Annotated in this window: 14 protein-coding genes; 6 read left to right on the top strand and 8 right to left on the bottom strand. The window is 65.4% G+C overall.

From position 1 onward, the window contains the following. On the bottom strand, positions 1-405 hold the full coding sequence (locus ACIQC0_RS10495; protein ID WP_377214397.1) for a PLDc N-terminal domain-containing protein: 405 nt from the start codon (positions 403-405) through the stop codon (positions 1-3). A gap of 61 nt (positions 406-466) precedes the next feature. Between ACIQC0_RS10495 and ACIQC0_RS10490 the strand changes: the two genes are divergently transcribed. Further along, positions 467-778, top strand: coding sequence for a DUF4229 domain-containing protein (locus ACIQC0_RS10490; protein WP_377214398.1), 312 nt, complete (start codon positions 467-469; stop codon positions 776-778). 44 nt (positions 779-822) lie between these two features. Here ACIQC0_RS10490 and ACIQC0_RS10485 read toward each other — a convergent pair whose 3' ends face one another. The 5 genes from ACIQC0_RS10485 to ACIQC0_RS10465 all read right to left on the bottom strand — a co-directional run bounded on the left by ACIQC0_RS10485 (position 823) and on the right by ACIQC0_RS10465 (position 5,256). Continuing rightward, positions 823-1,704, bottom strand: a complete 882-nt coding sequence (locus ACIQC0_RS10485) for a 1,4-dihydroxy-2-naphthoate polyprenyltransferase (protein WP_377214915.1) — start codon at positions 1,702-1,704, stop codon at positions 823-825. A 76-nt stretch (positions 1,705-1,780) separates the two neighbouring features. Then, on the bottom strand, positions 1,781-2,992 hold the full coding sequence (locus tag ACIQC0_RS10480) for an AMP-binding protein (RefSeq protein ID WP_377214399.1): 1,212 nt from the start codon (positions 2,990-2,992) through the stop codon (positions 1,781-1,783). Positions 2,993-3,006: 14 nt separating this feature from the next. After that, a complete protein-coding gene (locus tag ACIQC0_RS10475) occupies positions 3,007-3,960 on the bottom strand; it encodes a 1,4-dihydroxy-2-naphthoyl-CoA synthase (protein WP_377214400.1) in 954 nt (317 codons plus the stop codon). Between the two features lie 22 nt (positions 3,961-3,982). Beyond that, positions 3,983-4,423: a VOC family protein gene (locus ACIQC0_RS10470; protein ID WP_377214401.1), complete on the bottom strand. Its 441-nt coding sequence runs from the start codon at positions 4,421-4,423 to the stop codon at positions 3,983-3,985. 71 nt (positions 4,424-4,494) lie between these two features. Continuing rightward, entirely contained in the window at positions 4,495-5,256 is a 762-nt protein-coding gene (locus tag ACIQC0_RS10465; RefSeq protein ID WP_377214402.1) for a CPBP family intramembrane glutamic endopeptidase, read from the bottom strand. A gap of 131 nt (positions 5,257-5,387) precedes the next feature. Between ACIQC0_RS10465 and ACIQC0_RS10460 the strand changes: the two genes are divergently transcribed. From ACIQC0_RS10460 to ACIQC0_RS10445, 4 genes are all read left to right on the top strand, one after another. After that, positions 5,388-6,374 (top strand): metal ABC transporter substrate-binding protein, encoded by a 987-nt coding sequence (locus tag ACIQC0_RS10460; RefSeq protein ID WP_377214403.1) that lies wholly within the window; start codon positions 5,388-5,390, stop codon positions 6,372-6,374. After that, on the top strand, positions 6,371-7,132 hold the full coding sequence (locus ACIQC0_RS10455; protein ID WP_377214404.1) for a metal ABC transporter ATP-binding protein: 762 nt from the start codon (positions 6,371-6,373) through the stop codon (positions 7,130-7,132). The genes ACIQC0_RS10460 and ACIQC0_RS10455 overlap by 4 nt, the downstream gene beginning before the upstream one ends. Next, complete coding sequence (locus tag ACIQC0_RS10450; protein WP_400534762.1) at positions 7,132-8,004, top strand: metal ABC transporter permease; 873 nt, start codon at positions 7,132-7,134, stop codon at positions 8,002-8,004. The genes ACIQC0_RS10455 and ACIQC0_RS10450 overlap by 1 nt, the downstream gene beginning before the upstream one ends. Positions 8,005-8,193: 189 nt before the next feature. After that, positions 8,194-9,657, top strand: a complete 1,464-nt coding sequence (locus tag ACIQC0_RS10445) for an amino acid permease (RefSeq protein ID WP_400534835.1) — start codon at positions 8,194-8,196, stop codon at positions 9,655-9,657. A gap of 79 nt (positions 9,658-9,736) precedes the next feature. Here ACIQC0_RS10445 and ACIQC0_RS10440 read toward each other — a convergent pair whose 3' ends face one another. Continuing rightward, entirely contained in the window at positions 9,737-10,291 is a 555-nt protein-coding gene (locus ACIQC0_RS10440) for a YceI family protein (protein ID WP_377214406.1), read from the bottom strand. 264 nt (positions 10,292-10,555) lie between these two features. Next, positions 10,556-10,732: a CsbD family protein gene (locus tag ACIQC0_RS10435; protein ID WP_377214407.1), complete on the bottom strand. Its 177-nt coding sequence runs from the start codon at positions 10,730-10,732 to the stop codon at positions 10,556-10,558. 110 nt (positions 10,733-10,842) lie between these two features. On the opposite strand from ACIQC0_RS10435, the gene ACIQC0_RS10430 reads away from it, so the two are divergent. Continuing rightward, positions 10,843-11,301 (top strand): SRPBCC family protein, encoded by a 459-nt coding sequence (locus ACIQC0_RS10430; protein WP_377214408.1) that lies wholly within the window; start codon positions 10,843-10,845, stop codon positions 11,299-11,301. Positions 11,302-11,355: the final 54 nt, after the last annotated feature.

Here is an 11,355-nt window from a genome sequence, read left to right as displayed (position 1 = left end):
TTAGGGCTCCTGGGGGCCCGGAGTGCCGGTGTCGCGGCCGCCCGTGTCGCGGGGGTCGTGGCCGTTGCGCTGTTCCCGCGCCTTCGCTTCCAGCTCATCCTTCAGCTTCTGCAGCCGGGCCGCCTCGGCCTGGTTGCGGCGGCGGGCCTCAAGGTTGCGGAGGAAATCAGGATCGTCGTCGGGCGCCGTCGGGTGCCGGTAGGTCTGCGGCTGGGCCGAACCGCCGCGGGGCCGGCCCATCAGCAGCCACAGGATTGCGCCCAGTACGGGCAACACGATCATGACCACGATCCAGGCGGGCTTGGAGATGCCCCGGGTGAGGCGGGCATCAGTGCGGATCACGTCCACCAGGCCATACACGAAGATGACGAGGACTGCGACGGCCAGAGCCACACGGAGGAGCATGCCATCAAGTCTATAGCCCGCGGGAGCAGGGGCTTCCGGCGGAGGCGGCTAAACTTGAATAGTGGCCGTTTTGAAATATTCCCTGATCCGTTTGGCACTCTTTGTGCCCCTGTTCGTGCTCTTCCTGTTCCTGCAGCTGGGCGCATTGATGTCTGTGGTGGCGGCTGCACTCATCGCCTTCGCCGTAAGCTACCTGTTCTTCCAGAAGCAGCGGGATGAAGCTGCTGCCGCCCTGCACCACCGCTTCTCCGGCAAGGCCAAGCCCATACGCTCCGCCGGCGAGGTTCAGGATGCAGACGCCGAAGATACTTTGCTGGACGCCAACCCGGACGCCACCATCCGCAACGACGCCACGGAGCGCAAGAACCCGTAGCGCCCGGTTCCGTGGCTGGACCCGTACTGCTGGATCCCGTACCGCTAGAGCCCGTGGCTGAGCACAAGTCCCGCTGAGAACAGCACGCTGTACCCGAGGTTGATCAGGCCCGTCTGCTTCAGGACGGGGATCAGGCTCTTGCGCTTGCGGCCGTTGATCATGAGCCAGGCCGGCATCAGGCAGGCGGGGATGAGCAGCAGGACGATCAGCATCCACGGCCGTCCCGGAGCCAGCACCACCACCAGCAGGATGGCCACGGCGAGCATCAGGACGTAGCTCTCGCGGGCGTGCTTGTCGCCCAGACGGACGGCCAGGGTCTTTTTGCCGGCCTGGATGTCCGTGGGAATGTCACGGACGTTGTTGGCCATCAGCAGCGCTGTGGCAATCAGGCCGGTGCCCACCGCACCGATGATGGCGGGCAGGTTGATCTGGCCGGCCTGCGTGTAGGTGGTGCCCAAGGTGGCCACCAGGCCAAAGAAAACGAACACGAAGACGTCGCCCAGTCCCAGGTAGCCGTAAGGGTTCTTGCCACCGGTATAGCCCCAGGCGGCCATGACGCAGCCCAGCCCCACCAGGATCAGCCACCAGCTCTGGGTGATGACAACGAGGATGAGCCCGCAGGCCATCGCCGCGGCGAAGGCGCCGAACGCGGCATATTTGACGTGGTCGGGTTCGGCGGCGCCCGAGCCCACCAGCCGCAGCGGGCCCACCCGGTCGTCGTCGGTTCCGCGGATGCCGTCCGAGTAATCATTCGCGAAGTTCACGCCCACCTGCAGCAGGAGCGCCACCAGCGCCGCCAGGATTGCATTCAGCAAAAGGAATGAATCCATCTCATAGGCTGCGGCGGAACCGATCAGCACCGGCGCGATCGCCGCCGGAAGCGTGCGAAGGCGGGCGCCCTTGATCCATTGTGCGGCTGTGGCCACGGTCAGTACCTCGTGTTGGCTCGGAAGTGCGGCAGGACGGGGGATGGTGCTTCCGCCGCTATGGTGCAGATCCACTTTACTTTCCCCGGTGCAGTGCATTCAGTTTCGCGGTCATGGCCAGGCGGTCCGGCTTCCCGTTCGGGAGCATGAGCAGCTCCGGCGCGGGCAGGACGGTCTTAGGGGCCAGGAGACCCAGCGTGCGGTGCCACTGCTCCTCCAGCGCGGCACCACGCTCTGCCAAACCTGCGCTCTGCAGCTCCGGTCCGGTTCCCGGCTGTTCCGGGACGGCGCCCGGCGCCAGCGCCACATAGGCAGTCACGGCCTGGCCCCATTCGGCGGACGGTACGCCGGCCACGAAAGCTGCGCTCACGCCGTCGGACTTTTCAAGCTCTTCCTGGACCCGCGCCGCGGACACCTTGATGCCTCCGGTGATGATCACGTCGTCGGCGCGGCCCAGCACGGTGAGCCGGCCGTCGTCGTCCAGGCGGCCCAGATCACTGGTGCGGTACCAGCGGACGCCGCCCTCCTCGAAGAAGATGCCCGTTTCCAGGTCCGGCGCCTCCAAGTAACCGGCAGCGATGGTGTCGCCGCCCAGGAGGATCCGGCCGTCCGGGTCCACGCGCACGGAGACGCCCTCCAGCGGGTAGCCGTCATAGACGCAGCCGCCGCAGGTTTCCGCGGAGCCGTAGGTGCTGATGACCCGCACACCGGCATCGCGGGCGGCCGCCATGAGCGGTGCCGGTGCCGGGGCTCCGCCCAGCAGCACCGCGTTGAAGCGGCGCAGTACGGCGAGCGTGTCCGGCGCAGGGTCCTGCAGGAGTCGCTGGAGCTGGGTGGGGACCAGCGAGGTGAAACGGATGGTGTCCGTCAGTTCCAGTGCCGCCGCCGTGAAGGCCTGTGGGGTGAACCCGCCGGACATGTCCATCACCCAGGGCCGGGTCCCTGCAAAAAGCGACCTGACCAGCACCTGGACGCCGGCCACATACTGGATAGGCAGCGCGAGCAGCCACTGGCCCTCGCCCTTGAGTGCGATCGCGGTGGCCATCGAGGACGCGGCCAGCGACTCCACGGTGAGCACGGCGGCTTTGGGCGCGCCTGTGGAACCGGAGGTGCGGACCACCACCACGGCGTCGTCGCAACCGGGCGTCTCCACATGCCCCACCATCAGTTCCCCGGTGGCATCGACCGAGAGTTCGACGGCGGGACCCTCACCGTGGAGGGCGGCCGAGAGAGCCTTCAGCGCGGGTTCGACATTGAGGGGGACCCCGGCGGACGGTTCGCTGTTCATATGCCGCTCCTGACTTAGAAGTAGTGCGGGAAGCTGGACCAGTCTGGGTCGCGCTTCTGCAGGAAGGCCTCCTTGCCCTCCACGGCCTCATCCGTCATGTAGGCCAGGCGGGTGGCTTCGCCGGCGAAAACCTGCTGGCCGGCCAGTCCGTCGTCGGCCAGGTTGAAGGCAAATTTAAGCATCCGGATGGCCTGCGGCGACTGGCGGGCGATGTCCGCCGCATACTCCAGAGCGACCTCTTCGAGCCGGTCGTGGTCCACGGATTCGTTCACGGCACCCATCCGGACCATGTCCTCGGCGGAATATTCGCGGGCCAGGAAGAAGATCTCGCGGGCGGCCTTCTGGCCGATCTGCCGGGCGAGCAGGGCCGAGCCGTAGCCAGCGTCAAAGCTGCCCACCGTGGCATCAGTCTGCTTGAATTTACCGTGCTCGCGGGATGCGATGGTCAGGTCGCTGACCACGTGCAGCGAGTGTCCGCCGCCGGCGGCCCAGCCGTTGACGACGGCGATGACCACCTTGGGCATGGTGCGCATCAGCCGCTGGACTTCCAGAATGTGTAGGCGACCGGCACGGGCCGGGTCGATGGTCTCCTGGGTTTCGCCGTCTGCGTAGCGGTAGCCATCCCGGCCGCGGATCCGCTGGTCGCCGCCGGAGCAGAACGAGTGGCCGCCGTCCTTGGGGGAGGGGCCGTTGCCGGTGAGCAGCACGGTGGCAACGTCCGGCGTCATGCGGGCGTGGTCCATGGCGCGGTAGAGCTCGTCCACGGTTCCCGGCCGGAAGGCGTTCCGGACTTCGGGCCGGTTGAAGGCGATCCGGACCGTGGGCAGGTCCCGGACCCATTGGCCATCGCTGTCCCGTTCCACCTGGCGGTGGTAGGTCATGTCCTGGAAGTCCTCAAATCCGGACACCAGGCGCCAGCGGGTGGGATCGAAAATGTCGGACACTTTGGACGGGATTTGGTTGCTCACCGTCCAAGTCTAGTAATCGGCCTCAACTGATGCAGAACTCGTTCCCTTCGGGGTCTGCCATCGTGTGCCACGAATGCGGCCCCTGGCTGGCGGACCAGAGGTACGTGGCGCCTCGGGCTTCGAGCTCCCGCCGGGCTTCGTCCTTGTCCCGGCCTGCGAGATTGACGTCCCAGTGCACCCGGTTCTTGACGGACTTCTCCTCCACGCCGGACTGGAAGAGGATGCGCCGGGCGGGGGCTTTGGCGTCGATTTCCTCCGGCGGACGGATGGCCGCACCGTCCTTCCACACCAGGTTGCCGCGATGGGTCATGGTCTGGTCCTCCGTGGCGTACCCCTGGCTGACCATGGAGCGAATGAAGGCCTCATCCTGCGGCTCCACCGACCACTGCAGCGTCTCCGCCCACCAGTCCGCGAGCTGGTGCGGCTGCCGGCAGTCAACGACGATCTGGATAGTGAGTCCCATGTGCCCACGCTACGGCCGCCCAGCCCGGCGCGGAACCCTTTCGGCACCCTCATGTTGGGCGTGAGCCTGGCTTAGGGCTGGACCTGCTGCAGCTGGTCGAAGACCTCCGGCGGGATGGCATAGAGGAAGACCACGGCCAGCAGGTTCTTCGCGGCGTGCACGAAGTAGGAGAACATCAGGTTCTTTCCGGTCCAGACATACACGAAAACCAGTGTGGCCCCCATGGCGATATACGGCATGAGTGCTGTCAGGGTGATGGCTTCCTGGCCGGCGATGTGGATGCCTGCGAACAGGATGACGGACAGGGCGCAGCAGAGCCAGGTGTTCAGGCGCCGGCTCAGCTTGCCGATCAGCAGGTGCCGGAAGATGTATTCCTCCACGAACGGACCCACCACCACCAGCAGCGGCACCATGAGCCAGGCCGGGACCTGCTGCATGAGCTCCTGCAGGCCTTCCTGGTTGGCGGACGTCTGGCTTTCGCCTACCCAGGAAACCAGGAGGGCAGTCAGGATGAGCATTCCGACGACGGCGGCGGGCACCATCAGCAGCGTGAACCAGGGGCGGGTGGCCAGGACCTGAAGGTCACGGTGCACTACCTTCCGGGCTGCGAGCAGGGCCAATATTCCCACGGAGGCATAAAAGAACAGGTTCACGACGTAGGAGAGGGCCGCGGGGGACGGGGCCAGGCTGCGCAGGAACGGTTCCAATAGTCCCGCCGCGATCCCGAACACTACCCCGATGGCGACATAAGCACCGAGTGCCGAGTAATCCAGGCGCGAGAAACGGTACATCCGGGGATCGGGTGCCGGCGGAAGCCGGCGGGCGGTACGCATATGTCCACCCTATCTCCCAACCAGGTCGCGCTAAGTGCCGTTTTGAGGGTCCAAAGCGGCACTTGGCGCTACCTGGTTGGGAGGCGGTGGAGCGTTGCAGGGCGAATCGGACATCCACTAGAATATTCGGTATGCCTAAAAATTTGTTTCGGTGCGCCAAAGTAGCTGCTCCGAATCCTGCGCCCCACGCTCGCCCTCGTCCGAGGGTTCTCCTGCGCGCCGCAGCCGCTGCCGCCGTCGCGCTTTCCCTCTTCCTCACCGCCTGCGGCGGGGGCCCCGAGGTGGGCGGGAGCGGCAAGCCGGTGGTCCTCACCACCTTCACCGTGCTGGCCGACGTCGCCCGTAACGTTGCGGGGGACAAGCTGACGGTGGAATCGATCACCAAGGTGGGCGCGGAAATCCACGGCTACGAACCTACCCCCGGCGACATCCGGAAGGCTTCCAAGGCTGACCTGATCCTGGACAACGGGCTGAACCTGGAAGCCTGGTTCGCCCAGTTCGTGGAGGGCCTGGACGTGCCCCACGCGGTGGTCAGCGATGGTGTGGAAGTGATGGACATCAGCGAGGACTCTTACGAGGGCAAGCCGAACCCGCACGCGTGGATGTCGCCGCTGAACGTGCAGATCTACGTGGACAACATGGTCAAGGCGTTCTCCGACCTGGACCCGGAGAATGCGGATACCTTCAAAGCCAACGGGGAGGCATACAAGGCCGAGCTGCAGGCTGTGCAGGACCAGTTGACCACCAGGCTCTCGGCCCTGCCCAAAGCGCAGCGCGCACTGGTCACCTGTGAGGGTGCCTTCTCCTACCTGGCGCGGGACGCCGGGCTCAAAGAGGTGTATATCTGGGCTGTGAACGCCGAGCAGCAGGCTACGCCGCAGCAGATCGCCCGAGCCATTGAATACGTCAAGGCGCACCGGGTTCCGGCCGTCTTCTGTGAGTCCACGGTTTCCGACGCGCCCATGCAGCAGGTAGTGGGCGCCACCGACGCGGCATTCGGCGGCACGCTCTACGTCGACTCGCTGTCCGAAGCGGACGGGCCCGTTCCCACCTATCTCGACCTCATCCGCCATGATGCGGACGTAATCGTCCGGGCACTGACCGGGGCGGCATCATGACCTCCCCCGCCATCCTGGTCGACCGCGTCACCGTCCATTACGGCGATGTCCTGGCGCTGGACTCGGCATCGCTCTCCCTGGAACCGGCGCGGGTCTGCGGGCTGGTGGGGATGAACGGCTCCGGCAAGTCCACTCTCTTCAAGGCCATCATGGGAATGGTGAAGCCCGACGCCGGCACGGTCCGGATCCACGGACAGCCGCCCTCCGCGGCGCGCAGGGAAGGGGGGATCGGCTACGTGCCGCAGAGCGAGGACGTGGACTGGCAGTTCCCGCTGTCCGTCCGGGACGTGGTGATGATGGGCCGATACGGGCATCAGGGCTTCACCCGCCGCGCGTCCAAGGCGGACCGGGAGGCGGTGGACGACGCGTTGGAGCGGGTGGAACTGCAGGACTTTGCAGGGCGGCAGATCGGGCAGCTCTCCGGCGGCCAGAAGAAGCGCGCCTTCGTGGCCCGCGGGATCGCCCAGGGCGCCACGACCATGCTGTTGGACGAACCCTTCGCCGGCGTGGACAAGCGCTCCGAAGCCACCATCACCCGGCTGCTGCGCGAGCTTGCGGCGGACGGCTGCACCATCCTGGTGTCCACCCACGACCTCCATGCACTGCCGCGGCTGTGCGACGAGGCGGTGCTGCTGATGCACCGGGTCCTCATGCACGGCCCGCCCGAAGAGGTGCTCCAGCCCGAAAACCTCGCCATGGCGTTTGGACTTGATGTCCTGGACCAGGAAGCCCACCGCACGGAAGGTCGGACTGCCTGATGGAACTGCTCCTGGAACCACTTGGCTACGACTTTATGGTCCGGGCCCTGCTGACCACGGTGCTTGCCGCCGTTGTCTCCGCTGTCCTGAGTTGCTGGCTGGTGCTGATCGGCTGGTCCCTGATGGGCGACGCTGTGTCCCATGCGGTCCTCCCCGGCGTAGTCCTCGCCTACATTGTGGGCGCACCGTTCGCGCTGGGGGCGCTGGTGTTCGCACTGGTGGCCGTGACGCTGATCGGGGTGGTCCGCAATACCTCCAGGGTCAAGGAGGACGCTGCGATTGGGATCGTGTTCTCCTCGTTGTTCGCGCTGGGCCTGGTGCTGATCTCCGTCACGCCAAGCCAGACGGACCTGAACCACATCATCTTCGGCAACCTGCTGGGCGTGAGCGTCCCGGACCTCATCCAGGTGCTGGTGCTGGGTGCTGTGGCCCTGGTCATCCTCATCCTGAAGCGCCGCGACCTCACCCTGTATGCGTTCGACCCCACGCACGCACACGCCATCGGGCTCTCGCCCCGGCGGCTTGGTGCGCTCCTGCTGGGCCTGCTGGCGCTCACCTCCGTAGTGGCACTGCAGACCGTGGGCGTGGTGCTGGTGGTGGCCATGCTGATTATTCCCGGTGCCACGGCATATCTGCTGACGCACAGGTTCTCCAGGATGCTGCTGATCGCGCCCTCGATTTCCGCAGTATGTTCGGTGGCGGGCATTTATCTCAGCTACTACCTGGATACCGCATCCGGCGCCATGGTGGTGCTCGCGCAGGGCACGGTGTTCGCGCTGGTGTACCTTTTCAGCCCCCGCCAGGGGCTGATCGGGACCCGGATTGCCAAAGCGAAGCGGCGCCGGCAGGCGGTTCCGGCACGCGCCGCGTGAGCCCAGCCACCGCAGGCTGTAGCCCCGGTCACGGTGGCATACGAAATTTCTTGTAGGATGGATAGGCCGCTCGAGCTTCGGCGGTGTGCCCAATTGCGCTTATAAACGGATGCCTCACGAGCAAAATTCCGAATATGTGAGCCAGGTCATACTATCACCGAATGCGGCGAAAATCCCAACCCACAAGGAATAGTTGTGTCCCAAACTCCAACAGAACTCAAGAACGCCGCGGCGCCATCCACAGCCCTCGATTCTTCCCTCAGCGCTGAGGGCTACGCGAAGGCCCTGAGCGGCCGCCAGGTCACCATGATCGCCATGGGCGGCGCAATCGGCGTCGGACTCTTCATGGGTGCAGGCGGCCGGCTGGCCTCCACCGGCCCCGCGCTGATCTTCTCCTACGCCATTGCGGGCGTCATCGCCTACCTCCTGATGCGCGCCCTCGGCGAGCTCATCATGTACCGCCAGACCTCCGGGTCCTTCGTCAGCTACGCCGGCGAAATGTTCGGCAAGAAGGGCGCGTACCTGTCGGGCTGGATGTACTTCATCAACTGGGCCATGACCGGCATCGCCGAGCTCATCGCCATCGGCCTGTACTTCCAGTTCTTCTTCCCCAACGTGCCGGTTGAAATGTCTGCGATCGCGGCGCTGCTCCTCCTGGTGGGCGTGAACCTCCTGAGTGTCAAGGCGTTTGGCGAGTTCGAATTCTGGGCCTCCTGCCTCAAGGTGGGCGCCATCGTCATCTTCCTGGCCGTGGGTAGCTTCATGGTCATCACCAACGCCCAGGTGGGTGACGGCAACGCCTCGGTGGCCAACCTCTTCGCTGCCGAAGGCGGCATGTTCCCCAAGGGCGCACTGGTCATGATCCTGGTGCTCAATGCGGTGATCTTCGCCTACAACGGCATCGAGCTCGTCGGCATCACCGCCGGCGAAATGCAGGATCCGGCGAAGGAAGTGCCCAAGGCGATCCGCGCCGTCGTGCTCCGCATTGTGGTGTTCTACGTTGGTTCCGTCACCCTGCTGGCGATGCTGCTGCCCTCTGACCAGTACGTGGCCGGCACCTCGCCGTTCGTCACCGTGTTCGGCCAGATGGGCCTGGCGTGGATGGGTGATGTCATGAACATGATCGTCATCACCGCCGCGCTCTCCTCCTGCAACTCGGGCCTGTACTCGATCGGCCGGATCTTCCGCACCATGGCCAATAACGGCCACGCGCCGGAATGGCTGACCCGCATGTCCAAGAACCACGTGCCGTATGCCGCCATCCTGGCCATCGGCGCTGTGTACCTGGTGGGCATCATGCTGAACATCTGGCTGGGCGGTTCCCACGCGTTCGATCTCGCCCTCAACTCCGCGTCGATCGGCGTGATCTTCACCTGGGGTGCCATCTTCGCGAGCCAGATCGCGCTGCGCACCAAGAAGGGCAAGGTTTCTGCCCTGCCCGCACCGGGCGGTGTGTGGAGCAGTTGGGTGGGCCTGGCCTCCCTGCTGGTGATCACCATCCTGATCGGGTTCGACACGATGACCAGCAAGTCCGGCGAGGTCTTCCACCTCGGCCTCTGGACCCTGGCCACCATTCCGCTGTTCTCGCTGCTGCTGTGGCTGGGCTGGCAGAAGGTCAGGAACAACGAACCGAAGTCGGAGCTGTTCAGCTAACGCTTTCGGCAATGACGACGAACGGCGGGCCGCCCTTCCCGGGTGGCCCGCCGTTGGCGTTTGTACAGGTTGGCGGTGGCTAGGATTCGACCTTGATCGCGGAGATTTCAAACTCGAGCGTGATCTTGTCCGAGACCATGAGCCCGCCGGAGTCCAGTGCGGTGTTCCACCGGACGCCGAACTGCTGGCGGTCGATCCGGCGCGAACCCTCGAAACCGGCGCGCAGGGAACCGAAGGCGTCCCGCTCCACACCGAGGAATTCGATGGGGAGGCTGACTTCCTGAGTGACGCCGCGGATGGTCAGGTCGCCGCTGACGATGAAGTTGCCCTCTTCGATCTGGTCCACCCGGTTGCTCTCGAACGTGATTTCGGGGTGGGTGGGCGCATCGAAGAAATCATTGGTCCGGAGGTGCTCGTCGCGCTGGGCGTTACGCGTGTCGATGCTGTCTACCTTGACGGTGACCTTCGCCGACGACTTAAGGGGATTCTCGGCGTCGGCCATGATGGTTCCGTCGATCTCATTGAAGGCGCCGCGGACCTTGGTGACCATGGCGTGGCGGGTGGAAAACCCGATGCGCGAGTGGTCGGGGTCGATGCGCCATTCCCCGGAGAGGGCGGGTGTGAGTTCCGGCATGCGGAGGGCCTCCTGTAGCTGTTGCCAGGCACCGTCAAGGGGGAGTGGCGGGTGCTTGGGCGTTTTGCCCTGCGGCCGCGGATCATCGCTGCTCAGGGCTTGGGCGTAGGGAAGATCCTACCTTCCATGCCCGTTCCGTGCCGGATGCGCGGTGTCCCGGGCGGAGCCCCTCCTGCCGCCCTGCCAACGAAAATCGGCGGGCACCCCCGCAGGGGTGCCCGCCGTGCTGCCTTCATAGCGGCCGCAGCCGCTGGCGGGAAGGCCTTAGTCTCGTTTGAACTCGTCCTTGACGTCCTCGCCGATCTTCTTGGCGTCCGCCTTGACCTGGTCGGCCTGGCCCTCTGCCCTCAGGCGGTCGTTGTCCGTTGCGTTGCCAGCAGCTTCCTTGGCCTTGCCGCCGAGGTCTTCTGCTTCGTTACCGATCTTGTCTCCGAGGCCCATGGTGGTGGCCTCCTTTCGTTTCCGGTGATCAAACAATGCGGTTTCACCATAACACGAAGCTTGCTTACTATTTCAAGCCCGCCAGGCGGAATCAGACTAGGCTCAAAGCTATGGAACATGCCACCACCCTCACCCAGCACATTCAGGCGTCGCCGGAGAGCGTATGGGCCGTGATCACCGACATTCCAGGCTCCGCCGCGACGCTCAGCGGTGTGGAATCGGTGCAGCTGCTCACCGATGGCCCCTACGGCGAGGGCACTCGCTGGCGCGAGACCCGGAGAATGTTCGGCCGTTCTGAAACCATGGAGATGTGGGTGGCATCGGCGGAACCCGCCCGCAGTACGGTGGTCAAGGCTGTGCAGGGCGGCGCCGATTACACCACCCGGTTCAGCCTGTCCCCGCGCGACGGCGGCACCGACCTGACGCTGACCTTCGGGGCGGAGATCATTAAGCCCACTGCCGCCAGCCGCATCCTGATGGCACTCTTCGGCAAGCTGGGCATGGCCGCAACGCGCAAGGCGCTGGCCAGGGACCTGGCGGACATAGCGGCCAAGGCCGAATCAGCCTAGCCTGCGGCCGGGGTGTCTTGCGGCGGCGGGGCGTGTACTATTTACAGAACGAAC

The sequence above is a fragment of the Pseudarthrobacter sp. NPDC092419 genome (assembly GCF_044755045.1).
In the GTDB taxonomy this organism is placed as follows: Bacteria; Actinomycetota; Actinomycetes; order Actinomycetales; family Micrococcaceae; genus Arthrobacter.
This window is presented reverse-complemented; position numbering and strand designations above follow the sequence as displayed.

Coding starts and splice junctions, on each gene's coding strand:
- ACIQC0_RS10465 (WP_377214402.1), bottom strand. CDS start 5,256: ATGCGTACCGCCCGCCGGCTTCCGCCGGCACCCGATCCCCGGATGTAC.
- ACIQC0_RS10440 (WP_377214406.1), bottom strand. CDS start 10,291: ATGCCGGAACTCACACCCGCCCTCTCCGGGGAATGGCGCATCGACCCC.
- ACIQC0_RS10480 (WP_377214399.1), bottom strand. CDS start 2,992: ATGAACAGCGAACCGTCCGCCGGGGTCCCCCTCAATGTCGAACCCGCG.
- ACIQC0_RS10460 (WP_377214403.1), top strand. CDS start 5,388: ATGCCTAAAAATTTGTTTCGGTGCGCCAAAGTAGCTGCTCCGAATCCT.
- ACIQC0_RS10450 (WP_400534762.1), top strand. CDS start 7,132: ATGGAACTGCTCCTGGAACCACTTGGCTACGACTTTATGGTCCGGGCC.
- ACIQC0_RS10435 (WP_377214407.1), bottom strand. CDS start 10,732: ATGGGCCTCGGAGACAAGATCGGTAACGAAGCAGAAGACCTCGGCGGC.
- ACIQC0_RS10470 (WP_377214401.1), bottom strand. CDS start 4,423: ATGGGACTCACTATCCAGATCGTCGTTGACTGCCGGCAGCCGCACCAG.
- ACIQC0_RS10430 (WP_377214408.1), top strand. CDS start 10,843: ATGGAACATGCCACCACCCTCACCCAGCACATTCAGGCGTCGCCGGAG.
- ACIQC0_RS10455 (WP_377214404.1), top strand. CDS start 6,371: ATGACCTCCCCCGCCATCCTGGTCGACCGCGTCACCGTCCATTACGGC.
- ACIQC0_RS10495 (WP_377214397.1), bottom strand. CDS start 405: ATGCTCCTCCGTGTGGCTCTGGCCGTCGCAGTCCTCGTCATCTTCGTG.